General features: G+C 57.1%; 17 protein-coding genes and 1 pseudogene. 9 read left to right on the top strand and 9 right to left on the bottom strand.

Annotated features, from left to right (window positions below; genetic code table 11):
* Window positions 1-4: 4 nt before the first annotated feature.
* Complete coding sequence (acpT, locus tag ACUY4S_RS01575; RefSeq protein WP_312689814.1) at window positions 5-592, top strand: 4'-phosphopantetheinyl transferase AcpT; 588 nt, start codon at window positions 5-7, stop codon at window positions 590-592.
* On the opposite strand, the gene arnF is transcribed toward acpT, so the two are convergent.
* The 8 genes from arnF to ACUY4S_RS01535 form a co-directional block, all read right to left on the bottom strand.
* Window positions 546-947 (bottom strand): 4-amino-4-deoxy-L-arabinose-phosphoundecaprenol flippase subunit ArnF, encoded by a 402-nt coding sequence (gene arnF, locus ACUY4S_RS01570; RefSeq protein WP_312689816.1) that lies wholly within the window; start codon window positions 945-947, stop codon window positions 546-548. The genes acpT and arnF overlap by 47 nt on opposite strands.
* Entirely contained in the window at window positions 944-1,282 is a 339-nt protein-coding gene (gene arnE / locus ACUY4S_RS01565; protein WP_458023253.1) for a 4-amino-4-deoxy-L-arabinose-phosphoundecaprenol flippase subunit ArnE, read from the bottom strand. Before arnE ends, arnF begins: the two co-directional genes overlap by 4 nt.
* Window positions 1,279-2,940: a lipid IV(A) 4-amino-4-deoxy-L-arabinosyltransferase gene (gene arnT / locus ACUY4S_RS01560; protein WP_458023254.1), complete on the bottom strand. Its 1,662-nt coding sequence runs from the start codon at window positions 2,938-2,940 to the stop codon at window positions 1,279-1,281. Before arnT ends, arnE begins: the two co-directional genes overlap by 4 nt.
* Window positions 2,937-3,836, bottom strand: coding sequence for a 4-deoxy-4-formamido-L-arabinose-phosphoundecaprenol deformylase (gene arnD, locus ACUY4S_RS01555; RefSeq protein WP_458023255.1), 900 nt, complete (start codon window positions 3,834-3,836; stop codon window positions 2,937-2,939). Before arnD ends, arnT begins: the two co-directional genes overlap by 4 nt.
* Complete coding sequence (gene arnA / locus ACUY4S_RS01550; RefSeq protein ID WP_312689823.1) at window positions 3,833-5,818, bottom strand: bifunctional UDP-4-amino-4-deoxy-L-arabinose formyltransferase/UDP-glucuronic acid oxidase ArnA; 1,986 nt, start codon at window positions 5,816-5,818, stop codon at window positions 3,833-3,835. Before arnA ends, arnD begins: the two co-directional genes overlap by 4 nt.
* Entirely contained in the window at window positions 5,815-6,798 is a 984-nt protein-coding gene (gene arnC, locus ACUY4S_RS01545; protein ID WP_312689932.1) for an undecaprenyl-phosphate 4-deoxy-4-formamido-L-arabinose transferase, read from the bottom strand. Before arnC ends, arnA begins: the two co-directional genes overlap by 4 nt.
* A 1-nt stretch (window position 6,799) precedes the next feature.
* Window positions 6,800-7,936, bottom strand: a complete 1,137-nt coding sequence (arnB, locus tag ACUY4S_RS01540) for a UDP-4-amino-4-deoxy-L-arabinose aminotransferase (RefSeq protein ID WP_312689934.1) — start codon at window positions 7,934-7,936, stop codon at window positions 6,800-6,802.
* Window positions 7,937-8,362: 426 nt separating this feature from the next.
* Window positions 8,363-8,869, bottom strand: coding sequence for a phenolic acid decarboxylase (locus ACUY4S_RS01535; protein WP_312689825.1), 507 nt, complete (start codon window positions 8,867-8,869; stop codon window positions 8,363-8,365).
* Between the two features lie 99 nt (window positions 8,870-8,968).
* Here ACUY4S_RS01535 and ACUY4S_RS01530 point away from each other — a divergent pair, with 99 nt between their 5' ends.
* Both ACUY4S_RS01530 and ACUY4S_RS01525 read left to right on the top strand, forming a co-directional pair.
* Window positions 8,969-9,832, top strand: a complete 864-nt coding sequence (locus ACUY4S_RS01530; protein ID WP_458023257.1) for a LysR family transcriptional regulator — start codon at window positions 8,969-8,971, stop codon at window positions 9,830-9,832.
* A gap of 27 nt (window positions 9,833-9,859) precedes the next feature.
* Window positions 9,860-10,178, top strand: a pseudogene (locus ACUY4S_RS01525) (hypothetical protein); the annotation flags it as partial.
* Here ACUY4S_RS01525 and ACUY4S_RS01520 read toward each other — a convergent pair.
* Window positions 10,074-10,319: a substrate-binding domain-containing protein gene (locus ACUY4S_RS01520; RefSeq protein ID WP_409429813.1), complete on the bottom strand. Its 246-nt coding sequence runs from the start codon at window positions 10,317-10,319 to the stop codon at window positions 10,074-10,076. The pseudogene ACUY4S_RS01525 and the gene ACUY4S_RS01520 sit on opposite strands and share 105 nt — an antisense overlap.
* Before the next feature lie 163 nt (window positions 10,320-10,482).
* Between ACUY4S_RS01520 and nikA the strand changes: the two genes are divergently transcribed.
* The 6 genes from nikA to nikR are packed head-to-tail and all read left to right on the top strand — an operon-like array spanning window position 10,483 to window position 15,760.
* Window positions 10,483-12,054, top strand: coding sequence for a nickel ABC transporter substrate-binding protein (gene nikA, locus ACUY4S_RS01515; protein ID WP_458023259.1), 1,572 nt, complete (start codon window positions 10,483-10,485; stop codon window positions 12,052-12,054).
* Window positions 12,051-12,992 (top strand): nickel ABC transporter permease subunit NikB, encoded by a 942-nt coding sequence (nikB, locus tag ACUY4S_RS01510; protein WP_312689831.1) that lies wholly within the window; start codon window positions 12,051-12,053, stop codon window positions 12,990-12,992. The genes nikA and nikB overlap by 4 nt, the downstream gene beginning before the upstream one ends.
* A complete protein-coding gene (gene nikC, locus ACUY4S_RS01505) occupies window positions 12,992-13,825 on the top strand; it encodes a nickel ABC transporter permease subunit NikC (RefSeq protein WP_458023260.1) in 834 nt (277 codons plus the stop codon). The genes nikB and nikC overlap by 1 nt, the downstream gene beginning before the upstream one ends.
* Window positions 13,825-14,589, top strand: a complete 765-nt coding sequence (gene nikD, locus ACUY4S_RS01500; RefSeq protein ID WP_312689835.1) for a nickel import ATP-binding protein NikD — start codon at window positions 13,825-13,827, stop codon at window positions 14,587-14,589. The genes nikC and nikD overlap by 1 nt, the downstream gene beginning before the upstream one ends.
* On the top strand, window positions 14,586-15,371 hold the full coding sequence (nikE, locus tag ACUY4S_RS01495; RefSeq protein ID WP_312689837.1) for a nickel import ATP-binding protein NikE: 786 nt from the start codon (window positions 14,586-14,588) through the stop codon (window positions 15,369-15,371). Before nikD ends, nikE begins: the two co-directional genes overlap by 4 nt.
* Window positions 15,359-15,760 (top strand): nickel-responsive transcriptional regulator NikR, encoded by a 402-nt coding sequence (gene nikR, locus ACUY4S_RS01490; protein WP_312689839.1) that lies wholly within the window; start codon window positions 15,359-15,361, stop codon window positions 15,758-15,760. The genes nikE and nikR overlap by 13 nt, the downstream gene beginning before the upstream one ends.
* Window positions 15,761-15,762: the final 2 nt, after the last annotated feature.

Genomic DNA, 15,762 nt, shown 5'->3' with positions numbered 1-15,762 from the left:
ACCTATGTATCGGGTTGTACTGGGCACGATCTCCACGCTGAGCACAGGCGAACTTCCGTCTGCGCTTATCAAACAGGCACCGCAAGGCAAGCGTCGCGCCAGCTGGCTGGCCGGGCGCGTGCTGCTGGCGCGTGAATGCTCTCCGCTACCGGACATCGTGTATGGTGAACAAGGGAAGCCGGCATTCGCCGACGGGGTACCGTTGTGGTTCAACCTGAGCCACAGTGGCGATCGTATTGCGCTGCTGCTAAGCGATGAAGGAGAAGTGGGCTGCGATATTGAAGTGATCCGCCCGCGCGAAAACTGGCGAACCCTGGCCAACGCGGTATTTAGCCAGGCGGAGCACGCCGAAATTGACCAGGCGCCCCCGTCGCAGCAATTACAGGCGTTCTGGACGATCTGGACGCGCAAAGAGGCTATCATCAAACAGCGCGGCGGCAGCGCCTGGCAAATCGTGAGCGTCGACAGCCGCAACACGCCCAACCTGAACGTCAGTCATTGCCAACTCGATGAGGTCTGTCTGTCCGTCTGTACGCCCACCCCGTTTACGCTTTCGGCGGCGCAGCTCGCGATCCTTCCGGCAGAAAAATAACCAGCACGCCAGCCACAATCACCAGCACGCCCAGCGCGCCGCGCCATGAAAACGCTTCGTGCCAGCCGGGCAGCCAAATCGCGGCAGCCCATACCAGAATATAACTCAGGCTGAGCAGGGCATAGGCTTTGCTCAGCGCCAGGCGGTGCAGGGCGAAAAACCAGCATCCCATCGACGCAACATACCCCAGCAGCCCGAGCAACAACAGCAACGTCCCTTTTTGGGGTTGCAGTACGGCGCTAACAAACGACCACGATAACGTCACCGGCGGCAGTGCCTGCATTGCCGAGCGCAGCAACAACTGCGCCATGCTAACCAGCAGAACGCTTCCCAGCGTCCAGTAAACGCCTTTCATAACGAACTCCCCAGCAACACAATGCCTGCCATGATCAACGTCACGCCCACCGCATGGCGGGCAGTCACCCGCTCACGCCAGATAAAGCGCGCCGCCAGCGTCACCCAAATAAAGTTGAGGCTGAGCATCGGGTACGCCACGCCCACCGGAATGCGCTGCAGCACCAGCAGCCACAGCGCCATACTCGCGCCAAGCGCAACCAGCGCAAGCCCCAGCCACAGGCCGATATGCCTGCCACGATCCCCGGCCTTGCCAGGACGTGTTGCCTGTTTCTGGCATAACTGCCCGACGCAGCTCAACAGGCTTGCCAGCGCAAGTAAGAACCAGCTTGTCATTGTGGATAGTACTGAATAAAGACCATACGCCCCTGAACATAGACGTTATCCGGTTTCGGAAGAGGCAGCCGGGTAAAATCATCCGCTTGTGATTGACGCAATATGAGCGAGACAATACCTTTCTGGCGATGCTGCGCCAACCAGTTGCTGAAATCAGCCTCGCTAACAAAGCGCCCTTTTGCGTCCGGAAAAGCAAGGCCGTAAGTCAGCTCACCCTGCGATCCATACAAAATGATATCCGAACGTTTTAGTTCCCAGGCCAGCCCTGCCGCCACGCCAACATTATCCGTCAATACATAGCGGCTGGGTGCCAGCGCGTCATTGACAAAATTGATTAAAAACTGCGGCTGTTTAGTGTTCATGACTTTGTCCGGGATCACCGCCCCGACGACCAGAGCCAGTCCCAGCGGGCAGATGGCCGCGAACGTCCAGCGCTGGTCGCTGGCACGGCTGGCGAGCCAGCCAAACAGCGCCCAGACGCCGAAAGCGAAAGCCGCCAGCCACACTTTATAGAGTTCAATCTGCGTCCACACCGGGTGCTTCAGCAGCCCCCAGGGAGCCACTACCACCACGGCAATCAGCCCCGCGACGCCAAACGCGAGGTTAATCCACGCATTCACTCGCAATGTCCGCCCTTTTATCTGTGCGAGCGAGAGCGCATAACGCGCCATCAGGATCGCCAGCGGCGCGAAACAGGGCAGAATATAGGTCGGTAATTTGCCTTTGGCGATACTGAAAAACAGCAGCGGCATCACCACCCAACCCAGCAGATAAAATGCCGGTTGCCCTTGCTCATTGCGCCCAAGCCAGCCGGATTTCAGCGCACCGGGCAGCAGCGCCAGCCACGGCATGCTACCGGCAATGAGGAATGGAATGTAATACCAGAACGGCGCTTTGTGCTGCGCATCCTGCTGGGCAAAACGCTGAATATGCTCAACCCAGAAGAAGTAGCGCCAGAAATCCGCTTCGCGCGCGGCAATCATCAGCCCCCAGGGCAACACCGTCAGCACGCAGCAGGCAATAGCGAGCCAGCCCCACGTCAGCACCTCTTTCCAGCGTTTTTGCGTAAACACCCACGGCAGCACGCCAATTACCGGTACTGCCAGCGCAAGGAATCCCTTGGTCATAACTCCCATTCCGCATGCCACGCCAAGCAATGCATAGCTGGCAAATTTGCCGCCACGAGTTTGCGCATGCGCTGCCAGCCAGAAACTCAACATTGCCAGCGACAACCACAGCGTGATCATCGGGTCCAGCACGGCATAACTGCCGATGCCATACACCAGAAATGCCGTCAGATAGATCACACCCGACAACACGGCAAGGCGTTTGTCACGCCACATTTTCCACGCCAGCAGCGCTGTCAGCAGCGCCGAAACGGTAATGGAGAATACCGAGCCAAAGCGCACAGAAAAGTTTGAGTGACCAAACAACCACTGGCCGATGCTGTTAATCCAGTAACCGGCGATCGGCTTTTCGAAATAGCGCAGGCCGAGAAAATGCGGCACTACCCAATCGCCGCTGTTCAGCATCTCCCGGCTGATCTCCGCATAGCGTGTTTCATCCGGCTGCCAGAGCAGGCGATACTCCAGCGGAACGAGGTAATAGAGTGCAAACAGAGCGACCAGCGCCAGCATCGAGGTGTTAATGGATTTCATTCTGTACTCAACAGTTGTTGGCAACCCAGCCAGCCTTCCCGGCCAGCCACTTCTCCGCGCACCACCTTGCCCACCGGCAGCGTACTGACATCTGCCGGTAACAGCTGACTCAGCGGGCAAAAGGCGATCTCTTCTTGCGCGGCCATTGTTAACAGTTCGTCAAACCCCTCTGCGCCGACAATGCCTTCCACTTCGGCGTGAATGGTGTAAACCGGCGTGCCGTTATCCCGGTGCATGCAATCGAGGATAAAGCGGTTGTAGTGCGCGGCATCGACCTGCGTTCCCACCACTTCGTCCCATGTGGGGAGCGTGACTGGGATCTGCGGCACGGCGCAGGTATTCGCCGTCAGCTGCGGGCGAAAAGGGTGCGTACCGCGACAGTCGCTGTTGTAGCGGAAGTTGAACGCCGATTTGGCCTTCACGACACGCTGATCCGCACGCCAGCCCGCCACCGCAGAGCAGGTTACCGCGCGGCCAATAATCATCTCCAGCGCCAACAGGCCACGCTCGATTTCCGCCTCCAGCCTCGCCTGATCCCAGACGCCGCTCCAGCGTTGCCAGCCATGATGATCCCAGGCGTGAAGCCCGATTTCATGCGCAAGCGCCGTTGCACGAATGATCTCCGCGTTGCCTTCGCCGATTTTTTTGCCCGGCCATGCGGTGCCAGCCAGCAGGATATCCCAGCCGTAGAGCGATGCCGCGCGCGAGCGCAGCATCTTCCATAAAAATTGCGGCTTAAGCAGGCGCCAGATGTGGCGCCCCATATTGTCCGGCCCGACGCTAAAGAAAAAGCTCGCCTCAATGTTGTGCTTTTTCAGAAGTTGAAGCAGACGTGGCACACCGTCTCGGGTGCCACGAAAGGTATCGACATCAATGCGTAAGCCGACTGACTTCATGCGTTTTTCTCATCGGTGAGTTCGACAGTACGCAGGAAGAAATCCAGCGTCTCATCGATGGTCTGGCGCATATCGACCTTTGGCTCCCAGTTCAGGCAGCGTTTGGCGTTACGAATGCTGGGCTTACGGTGCTCCACATCCTGGTAGCCTTTGCCATAGTAGCTGCTGCTTTCCACTTCGCGGAAACCGGCAAACGGCGGGAAGCGATCGCGCAGCGGGTGTCTCTCAAAGCTTTCCAGCAGCATTTCCGCCAGCGCTTTAATACTGGCTTCGTTGTCCGGGTTACCAATGTTGATGATCTGCCCGTCGCAACGCCCATCTTTGTTTTCAATAATGCGGAACAGCGCTTCAATGCCGTCGCTGATATCGGTAAAGCAGCGTTTCTGTTTACCGCCTTCGATCAGTTTGATCGGCGAACCTTCCACCAGATTGAGAATAAGCTGGGTGATCGCACGCGAGCTGCCAATGCGCGCCGCATTCAGGTTGTCCAGGCGCGGCCCCATCCAGTTAAACGGACGGAACAGCGTAAAGCGCAGGTTCTCTTTCTCGCCGTAGGCCCAAATCACCCGATCCAACAGCTGTTTCGAAACCGAATAGATCCAGCGCTGCTTGTTGATTGGCCCCACCACCAGGTTCGAATTGTCTTCATCGAACACGTTATCGGTGCACATGCCATACACTTCGGAGGTGGACGGGAAAATGATGCGTTTGTTGTATTTCACGCAATCGCGGATGATTTTCAGGTTTTCTTCGAAATCGAGTTCAAAAACACGCAGCGGGTTACGGGTGTATTCGATAGGTGTCGCGATCGCTACCAGCGGCAACACAACGTCGCATTTCTTAATGTGGTACTCGATCCACTCAGAGTGAATGCTGATGTCACCCTCAACAAAGTGGAAGCGCGGGCAGTCGAGGAAACGGCTGATGGCGTCGGCGCCAATATCCAGACCGTAAATCTCGTAGTTATCATCGCGCAGCAAACGCTCCGTCAGATGATTACCGATAAAACCGTTCACACCGAGGATCAGAACACGGGTACGGCGTTTCACCGCCACCACCGGTTTACTGGTCAGCAACGCACCGGCGACCAGACCCAGCGACTGCGCCAGTTGCGCACCCTGCATATAAACGCCGTTATCCGCCTGACCGGTCAGGATTTCCAGCGCGCCATCCGTACAGGCCACCACCAGCGGCGCAACAGAGAGCACGGTACCCGGTCTGGCCGGTGCCAGGTCATTACGCACGCGGGACTTCCAGACGATAAATTTGTGCGTGCCCGCAAAACTGTACGCACCCGGCCACGGATCGGAAACGGCGCGCACCAGGTTATGCAGCGTTTGCGCCGGTTTTTCCCAGTCGAGGCGGCCATCTTCCGGCGTACGGCGGCCGTAATAGCTCGCTTTGCTGTCATCCTGCGCGGTTTCGCTAAATGTGCCGCTCTTAATAGCGGGCAGCGCGCTGCGCAGCAGGCTTTGCGCGGCTTCGCTCAGTTTGCGGTGCAGCGTAAGCGCTTCATCACTGTCGGCAATCGTCACGTGCTGCTGGGCCACAATGCCGCCCGCGTCTGCACGTTCGACCATACGGTGCAGCGTCACACCGGTTTCTGTTTCGCCGTTGACCAGTACCCAGTTCAGCGGGGCACGGCCACGATAGGCAGGCAGCAGCGAGCCATGCAGATTAAACGCGCCAATGCGTGCGCTGTTAAGAATGTCGCTGCAAAGCAGGTTGCGGTAATAGAACGAGAAAATGACATCCGGGTTCATGCCGCGAATGCGATCGACCCATAGCGGATGGTTAACCTCTTCCGGCGCATACACCGGAATGCCGCGTTCGGCAGCGATACGGGCAACCGAACCAAAAAAGTGATTTTCACTGGCGTTGTCCGGGTGGGTAAAAATCGCCGCAATCTCAAAACCGGCATCAATCAGCGCCTGGACACCAACACATCCCATATCATGGTAAGCAAAGACAACAGCTTTCATTGGTTTTTTTCCTCTTGCGGAGCGTCATGCTCCTGACGAACAACACGTTGAATAAAGTAGCGAGGACGCGCGCGGACATCGTTATAAATACGGCCGATATACTCGCCAAGCAGCCCCATCCCGATAAACTGAGCGCCGATGAAGGTGAACAGGATGGCAAACAGAATGAACATCCCTTCGCCCGCCCATTGCGGGCCGAATGCCAGGCGCAGCACCACCAGCAGCATCGCTAGCGAGAAACCGGCCAGCGCAATCACGCTGCCAAAAACACTGAGCAGGCGCAGCGGCGTGGTGGTCAGGCACGTCACCAGGTCGTACATCAGATTGATCAGGCGCAGAAAGCTGTATTTCGAATCACCAAACTCCCGCTCGGCGTGCTGCACGGGGATTTCCACGGCCTTGCGGGCAAAGGTATTGGCCAGGATCGGAATAAACGTGCTGCGTTCGTGGCAGTGCAGCATGGCATCGACAATATGGCGGCGGTAAGCGCGCAGCATGCAGCCGTAATCGCCCATCGCTTTCCCGGTGGTGCGCTGAATAAGGCGGTTAACGGTGCGTGAGGCCATTTTGCGAAACAGACTGTCCTGCCGATGCTGGCGCACCGTACCCACCACGTCGTAGCCTTCATTGGCCTTCGCCACGAGGCGCGGGATCTCCTCCGGCGGGTTTTGCAGGTCGGCATCCAGCGTGATAATTAAATCGCCTGTCACATGGCTGAAACCGGCCATGATTGCCGAATGTTGCCCGTAGTTGCGGTTCAGCAATACGGCCACGACATGGCTGCCCGGTTCTTCCGCCGCTGCGGTCAGCATTTGCGCGGAGTTATCGCTACTGCCGTCATCCACCAGCAGAATTTCGTAATCAATACCCAGCGTGTCGCAGCTGGTCGTGGTACGACGAATCAGCTCCGGTAAGCTCTCTTCTTCGTTAAAAACGGGGATCACCACGGAGACTTTTTCTACAAGCGGCAGAGTAAACATATCAGCGCCCTGCGATGTGATGGAGCGCGTCAATGACGCGGGTTGTGTCGTCATGAGTCATGTCCGGAAACAAGGGGATAGAGCAAATGCGCGCACTGTTCCACTCGGTATTGGGCAACGAGACAGGATAGTGTTCGCGGTAATACTTTTGCGTATGCGCCGCACGGAAATGCAGCCCGGTGCCAATGCCCTGCGCTTTCAGCGTTTCCATCAGCGCATCACGGGTAATGCCGCAACGCTGTTCATCAACGCGAAGAATAAACAGGTGCCACGCGTGCTGGTGAGGCCAGTCTGGCAGCGCCAGCGGCTGGAACGGCGTATCCGCCAGCTCGCGCAAATAGCGCTGAGCAATCTCCTGCCGACGTGCATTCGCGTTCTGCAGCTTGCCTAACTGCACCAGTGCAATCGCCGCATTAATATCAGCAAGGTTGTATTTGAAACCGGGGGAAATGACTTCGGCCTGCGGGGCACGACCGTGTGTCTGACGATCGTAAGCATCAACGCCCAGACCGTGGAACTTCAGACTGCGAATGCGGTTAGCCAGCTGCTCGTCGTCCGTCACCACCAGCCCGCCTTCGGCGCAGGTCATATTCTTGATGGCGTGGAAGGAGAAAATCGCCGTGCCCTGACCGCCTACGTGGTGGCCTTTGTACAACGTCCCGGCGGCATGGGCGGCATCTTCAATGACCGGAATGCCATGTTTCTCGCCAACCGCGCGAATGGCGTCGATGTCTGCCGGAGCACCCGCGTAATGCACCGGAATAATCGCCCGGGTGCGTGGGGTGATCGCTGCCTCAATGGCCTCTGGCGTCACCATCAGCGTCTCTTTATCGACGTCGATCATCACCGGGGTCGCCCCCAGTAACACAATCATATTGAGTGTGGAAACCCAGGTCATGGAAGGCGTAATGACTTCATCGTCCGCGCCAATACCCAGCGCCATTAACGTCACGTGCATGCCGGCGGTTGCCGAGCTGACGGCAATGGCGTGGCGGTTGCCGGTTAAGGCGCAGAACGCCTCTTCCAGAGCCTGATTTTTGGGGCCAGTCGTGATCCAGCCAGATGCCAGCACTTGCTGAATCGCGGCAAGCTCTTCCTCTCCCATTGCGGGGCGGGAGAACGGTAAAAAATCACTCATCATTTTTTCCCTGCGTCACAAACGCGTTAAAGAACCCCACAAAGAAACTTTGCGGATCTCGAGTAAAATGGCAGATGAAGGTTAAACCGAAATATAATAAACGTCCGGTTGTAGCGAATATCATTAATGACAGCTGATTTTTAATATTATCAAAAGAATATTAGGACAAGATTAAGAAAAACGGCGAGAAAGTAATGTACATTACTTTTAATATTGATATAAAACAGATAGTTAGTATAAACTTAAACGGGAGTTAAATGTGATTGTTGTCATAAAAGTGTCATGCAAAACGCTCATGTATTGTATACATGAGCGTTGTCTCATTTATTTTAAACGGCACTGCAACAAAGCAAAAAGAGAGAATACTGTTATGCAATAAATTATTTCAATTGTAACGGTTGAAATATATTAAATAGCGTTAAGCAATTACTGAAGGTTCTTTGGAAAACCGGCAGGCAACTCGCTGGCCGCGCAGGCAATCACGCTCTCATTGTTGGCACCGCAGTCGCGCACAAAGGTAATGTTGGCGAATTCATCAATTACTTCGGTTGGGTAAGCCGGGCCAGCCGCACGATAAGACTCCATTAGCGGAATATGATCGTTCTGGAAACAGACGGTTTTTTCAGGGTTATTGATGACCCACCGCGGGAAGAAAATCGTGCCGTGGAACAGGCGATCGCCAAGGTTCACAATCAGGCTGACATCGGTACCGGTCGGTTCTGTCCAGGAAATTTTATAGATACTTTCGCCCACACGAACGATAAACACTCGCTGATCTTTCACCCACCGGTTCGCCACGATCCCACTATGAATGCGGTAATCAAGGGTGGTGTCATTTTTCACGTAAAGCTCGTAATTCCAGCCATTATCGTAGGTATAAACCAGATGTTTGCCGACGAAACCGCTCAAATCATGTTTATCAAAGGTGCTCATTTTTTGTCTCCTCTGTGTTGATAAGGTGATCCTACGCCTGCAAAAATCCAATGAATAACGCTATATTTGCATCAAATTCATTCAAATTTTAAATGATTCATGCACAAGACAACCCTCGAACAATGGGCACTGCTGCAAAAAGTGGTGGAACGAGGCAGCTTTGCGAAAGCCGCAGAAGAGACACACCGCAGCCAGTCCTCAGTAAGTTATAACCTGGCGCTGTTGCAGGAGCGTTTGGGGGTGGCATTGCTGATGCAGGAAGGACGCCGCGCGGTGCTGACACCAGCAGGTGAACTGCTATTGAATCAGGTTAAACCCCTGCTTAAAGCCTTTGAGTGGGTGGAAACGCATGCCGCCACGCTGCGTAATGGCATGCGCACGCGGCTGGACCTGGTAGTGGATAGTATTTTCCCCCGCGCGCGGTTATTCGCCATTCTGCGCCAGTTCCGGCAACGTTACCCGCAAACGCGGATTCGCCTGACCGAGGTGCTGGAAACAGCCTCCAGCGAACTGCCGATCTACGCGCAGGCAGATGTGCTGATTTTAACCCGCCGCCAGGACATGACCGGGCGCGGCGAATGGCTGATGAATATCGATTTTGTTGCCGTGGCGCACCGCGATCATCCACTGTGCGCGGCCGGGCAGGTGAGCGAAACCCAGCTTGCTGCGTGGCCGCAGATCCGCATTGCCGAAAGTGACGATGGGCAAAGCCCGGCAACGCAAGCCTCCTGGACCTTTTCCACCATCGATGCCGCCGTCGAAGCGGTGCAATATCAGGTCGGTTACGGCTGGCTGCCAGAAGAACGGATCCAGCCTTTGCTGGAAAGCGGGGTGCTGCAACGCCTGCCATTAAGCCACGGCGCGCGACGCGCTACACCGTTGCATCTGATTGTGAAAAAGGATCTCGCACCGCTGGATGAGCAGGTCGGGATGCTGTTGCACCTGTTTAAAAATGAACGCTAAGTGTCTGGCGACCCGGCATACCTCTGAATGTCCGGTATGAATCGTTTGCAGGAAGGACTGCTATATAATCCAATACATACCGAAATTTCCCTTTCAGAGCGATACCATATCGAAAATCCTGTCTCTCCTGCTGGGCGCAACGCTGACCTGCGTCAGCGTGTTTGCGCATGCAGAACGCACCCTTACCGACCAGCCTGGCCGCCAGGTCACCCTTCCTGACCGCGTCACCCGCGTGGTGGTTTTACAGCACCAGACCCTGAACCTGCTGGTGCAGCTCAATGCCGCCGACGATGTGGTGGGTGTGCTCAGTAGCTGGAAAAAGCAGCCTGGCGCAGGGTTCGCCCGCCTCAATACGTTCCCGCAGCAACCCCGCCGGGCCAAAGCTCGCCTCAACCGCGACACCGTACTGTTCGCTGAAGGCGGCCAGTAGCGGGGTGAATGCCCGCTTCAGGCTGCCGGCCGCCAGGAAATTGAGCGTTACTGTCATCGTGATTGGCTTCCCGTTAAGAGACTGCCTGCATGCTAACTCTGCAGGTTGTGCGGTAAAACCCTTTTAGAAGAAAGGTTTTTGATCCAGAACATACCATTCGTATGATGAATATCTAAAATCGTCATACTTCTTCGCCACTCTTTTCGACAGGGAATCGACCGTGTCTTTCTATCGCCACGCTGGCGCTCTGCTGCTGCTCTGCGCATCCTTTGCTGCTTCTGCAGCGCTACCCACACTGACCACCGCCTGGCCGGTGAATGTCGGGCCGCTAAACCCGCATCTCTACACCCCAAACCAAATGTTCGCCCAGAGCATGGTCTACGAACCGCTGGTGAAGTACCAGGCCGACGGCAGCGTCAAACCCTGGCTCGCCACACGCTGGACCCACTCCGATGATGGCAAAACCTGGATTTTCACGCTGCGCGAGGGGGTACAGTTTTCGAACGGCGAGCCGTTTACCGCCCAGGCCGCAGCAGAAAACTTCCGCGCAGTGCTGGATAACCGCCCGCGCCACGCATGGCTGGAGCTGGCAAATCAAATCACCGATGTGAAAGCCCTCAACCCCAGCCAGTTACAAATCACCCTGAAAAGTGCCTATTATCCTTTCCTGCAAGAACTCGCCCTTCCCCGCCCGTTTCGCTTTATCGCCCCGTCGCAGTTTAAAAATCACGAAACCCTGCACGGCATTAACGCACCGATTGGCACCGGGCCGTGGATTTTGCAGGAGTCACGCCTTAACCAGTACGACGTGCTGGTGCGTAACGAGCACTACTGGGGGGAGAAACCCGCAGCAGGCAAAATCATCGTGAAAGTTATCCCGGACCCGACCAGTCGCGCCGTAGCCTTTGAAACTGGCGATATCGACATGCTTTACGGCAATGAAGGGTTACTGCCGCTGGATACGTTTGCCCGCTTCAGCCAGAACCCGGCGTGGCGTACCCAACTTTCCGCCCCCATGGAAACGGTGATGCTGGCGCTGAACTCAGCGCGTGCGCCCACCGATGAACTGGCGGTGCGCGAAGCACTAAACTATGCGGTCGATAAAAAAACGCTGGTTGAGGGGGCGCTGTACGGTACACAGCAGGTTGCCGACACGCTGTTTGCCCCGTCAGTGCCGTATGCCAATATTGGCCTGAAGGCACGCCAGTACGATCCGGCGCAGGCGCGCGCACTGCTGGAAAAAGCCGGCTGGCAATTACCCGCCGGGAAAAGCATCCGGGAGAAAGCCGGTCAGCCTTTACATCTTGAGCTGGCCTATATCGGCACCGATGCCCTGAGTAAATCAATGGCTGAGATCCTGCAGGCCAATATGCGCGCGGTCGGCGTCGACGTGGCGCTGGTTGGCGAAGAGGAGAGCAGCATTTACGCGCGCCAGCGCGATGGCCGATTCGGCATGATTTTCAACCGCACCTGGGGCGCGCCCTACGATCCCCATGCGTTTATGAGTTCCATGCGCGTGCCGTCTCATGCGGATTACCAGGCGCAACGCGGTCTGCCCGATAAAGCGCTCATCGATCACGAGATTGGTGAGGTGCTGACCACTCAGGATGAGACGGCGCGTCAGGCGCTGTACCGCGATATCCTTACCCGGCTGCATAACGACGCGGTGTACCTGCCCATTAGCTATATCTCCATGATGGTCGTGGCAAAACCGGGCCTGGGGCCAATTCCTTTTGCCCCTGTTGCCTCTGAGATCCCTTTTGATCAGATCGTCCCGGACGCCACGAAATGAGCCGCTATTTATGCCAGCGCCTGCTGTTGTTGATCCCGATGATCGTTGCCGCGTCAGTAGTGATTTTCCTGTTGCTGCGCCTGGGCACAGGGGATCCGGCCATGGATTATTTGCGGCTGTCGAATCTGCCGCCCACGCCGGAGATGATTGCCTCGACCCGCCTGCAATTGGGGCTGGATCAGCCGCTGGTCGATCAATATTTCCACTGGCTGTGGCGCGCGCTGCATCTGGATTTCGGCCTCTCTTATGCTACCCAGCGCCCGGTACTGGACGATGTGCTGCACTTTCTGCCCGCTACGCTGCAACTGGCGGGCGCGGCGCTGGTGCTGATTTTACTCATCTCGGTACCACTCGGTATCTGGGCTGCGCGCCACCGCGATGGCCTGCCTGATTTTGCCGTCCGCGCTGTGGCATTTCTCGGGGTTTCAATGCCGAACTTCTGGCTGGCTTTCCTGTTAGTAATGTTCTTTTCGGTGCATCTCCAGTGGCTCCCCGCGATGGGCTACGGTGGATGGCAACACCTGATCCTGCCTGCGGTGTCGATTGCATTCATGTCGTTGGCGATTAATGCGCGTTTGCTGCGCGCCAGCATGCTGGACGTCGCCGGGCAGCGCCACGTTACCTGGGCGCGTCTGCGTGGTTTAAGCGAAAAGCAGACGGAGCGGCGGCATATACTGCGCAATGCCGGATTGCCGGTGATCACCGCGCTGGGGATGCACATTGGCGAGCTCATTGGCGGCACAATGATTATCGAAAGCATCTTCGCCTGGCCCGGCATCGGACGTTATGCGGTGTCTGCCATTTTTAACCGCGACTATCCGGTGATCCAATGTTTTACGCTGGTGATGGTGGTGGTTTTCGTCGTGTGCAACCTGCTGGTGGATCTGCTCAACGCCGCGCTGGATCCGCGTATCCGCCATCATGAAGGAGCACACTGATGCACTTTCTTCACACCACCCGCTGGCCAGTGCGTGTTGCGTTACTGCTCCTGCTGTTACTTCTGGGTATTGCCCTGACCTGCCAGTGGTGGGTGCCTTTTGATCCGCAAGGCATTGATTTACCGGCCCGCCTGCTGCCGCCAGGCAGCCAGCACTGGCTCGGCACCGATCATCTCGGACGCGATATTTTTTCACGCCTGATGGCCGCGACCCGCGTTTCGCTGGGATCGGTGATCCTCTGTCTGCTTCTGGTGCTGGCGATCGGTTTAACCGCCGGAGGCTGCGCCGGGCTGCTGGGCGGGCGGATCGACCAGGCGATTATGCGCGTGGCGGATATCTTCATGACCTTTCCCACTTCGATCCTGTCGTTTTTTATGGTTGGCGTGCTCGGAACCGGGTTGACGAATGTGATTATCGCCATCGCCCTCTCCCACTGGGCGTGGTACGCCCGCATGGTACGCAGCCTTGTGATTTCTCTGCGCAGCCGCGAGTATGTGCTGGCTGCGCGCTTAAGCGGCGCCAGTTACCCGCAGGTGTTTCGCGATCATCTGGCGGGTGCCGTCGTTCCCTCCCTGTTGGTGCTGGCTACCCTGGATATTGGCCACATGATGCTGCACGTGGCGGGCATGTCATTCCTCGGCCTGGGCGTAACCGCCCCGACGGCGGAATGGGGCGTAATGATCAATGACGCCCGGCAATATATCTGGACGCAGCCGTTGCAAATGCTGTGGCCAGGCCTGGCGCTGTTTATCAGCGTTATGGCGTTTAACCTGGTGGGTGACGCGCTGCGCGACCACCTCGATCCCCATCTGGAAACGGAGCACGTCCACTGATGCCCGCACAACTGAGTTTGCAGAATATTTCGCTGCACGCCGAAAAACCGCTGGTGGACGATGTCTCGCTCACCCTCAAGCGTGGGCGCGTGCTGGCGCTGGTCGGCGGCAGCGGCAGCGGCAAGTCGCTAACCTGCGCAGCAGCGCTGGGCGTACTGCCCGCTGGCGTGCGGCAGACCTCTGGCCGGCTGCTGGCCGACAATAAGCCCGTCACGCCCCAGTCGCTTCGCGGCGTGATCGTCGCCACGGTAATGCAAAACCCTCGCAGCGCCTTTAACCCGCTACGTACGATGGCCGGGCATGCGCGTGAAACCTGCCAGGCATTAGGGAAGCCTGCCGACCACGCCACGCTGGTCGCTGCGCTGCAGGATGTCGGGCTGGAAGACGCAGAACGGGTCCTTACGCTTTATCCGTTCGAGATGAGCGGCGGCATGCTGCAACGCATGATGATGGCGATGGCACTGCTGAGCGAAGCAGCGTATATCGTTGCCGACGAACCCACCACTGACCTGGACGCCGTGGCACAGGCACGGATCCTCGATTTACTGGATCGCATTGTGCGTGAACGCCAGCCCGGCGTGTTACTGGTCACGCATGATATGGGCGTGGTGGCGCGGCTGGCTGATGAGGTGGCGGTAATGGATAACGGGCGGATTATCGAAATCGGCACGGCAGAGGCGCTGTTTCGCGCGCCGCAGCACCCCGTCACGCGCCAGTTAGTGGCCGCGCATCTGGCGTTGTATGGCATGGAGTTAACACAATGAACCTGCTTGACGTGCGGGGTCTTTCCCATACTTACCGCCACCAGCGAGTACTGAATAATATCTCGCTACAGCTCGGGAGCGGCGAAACCGTGGCCTTACTGGGGCGTAGCGGCTGCGGCAAAAGTACGCTGGCGCGGCTGCTGGTGGGGCTGGAATCCCCCGATGAGGGTGAAGTGATCTGGCGGGGAACGCCGCTTTCCCGGCTCAATGCCCGCGCCCGCAACGCCTTTCGCCGCGACATACAAATGGTTTTTCAGGACCCAATAAGCGCCGTGAACCCACGGCATACCGTGCGGGATATCTTGCGTGAGCCGCTACGCCACCTGCTGACGCTGTCAAAAACGGAGCAACAGCTACGCATTACGCGCTTAATGGATGAAGTCGAACTGGATCATGCCTTGTTAGACAAGCGCCCGCCGCAACTGAGCGGCGGCCAGTTGCAACGCGTGTGCCTTGCGCGGGCGCTGGCGGTAGAACCCACGCTACTGATCCTTGACGAGGCAGTGTCCAGCCTCGACCTGGTGTTGCAGGCCGGCATGATCGCCCTGCTGAAACGCCTGCAACAGCAGTCCGGTGTCGCCTGCCTGTTCATTACTCACGACTTACGCCTGGTAGAACGTTTTTGCCAGCGGGTTATCGTCATGGACAACGGCGCAATGGTGGAAACTGTCACTGTCGCTACGCCGCTGCATTTTCACTCACAGGCGGGGCAAACCCTGCAACAGGCGGTATTGCCCGCTCTGCCGCGCTCATTACAAAGGAGACAACCATGCAACGTGTGACCATCACGCTGGATGATGACCTGCTCGAAACGCTGGATAACCTGAGCCAGCGACGGGGCTACAACAACCGCTCGGAAGCGCTGCGGGATATTCTGCGCAGCACGCTGGCGCAGGAGTCCGCGCAGGACAATGAAAAGCAGGGCTACGCCGTGCTTTCGTATGTGTATGAACATGAGAAACGCGATCTGGCGAGCCGCATAGTCGCCACGCAGCATCATCATCACGATTTATCTGTCGCCACCTTGCATGTGCACATCAGCCACGACGACTGTTTAGAGATTGCGGTGCTGAAAGGCAAAATGGGTGACGTTCAACATTTTGCCGACGACGTTATCGCCCAGCGCGGCGTGCGCCACGGCCATTTACAATGCCTGGCGGCAGAAGAGTAATG

The sequence above is a fragment of the Kosakonia beeri genome (genome assembly GCF_054165705.1).
Note: the sequence above shows the minus strand (reverse complement) of the source record. Positions and strands in the feature narration are given on the sequence as shown.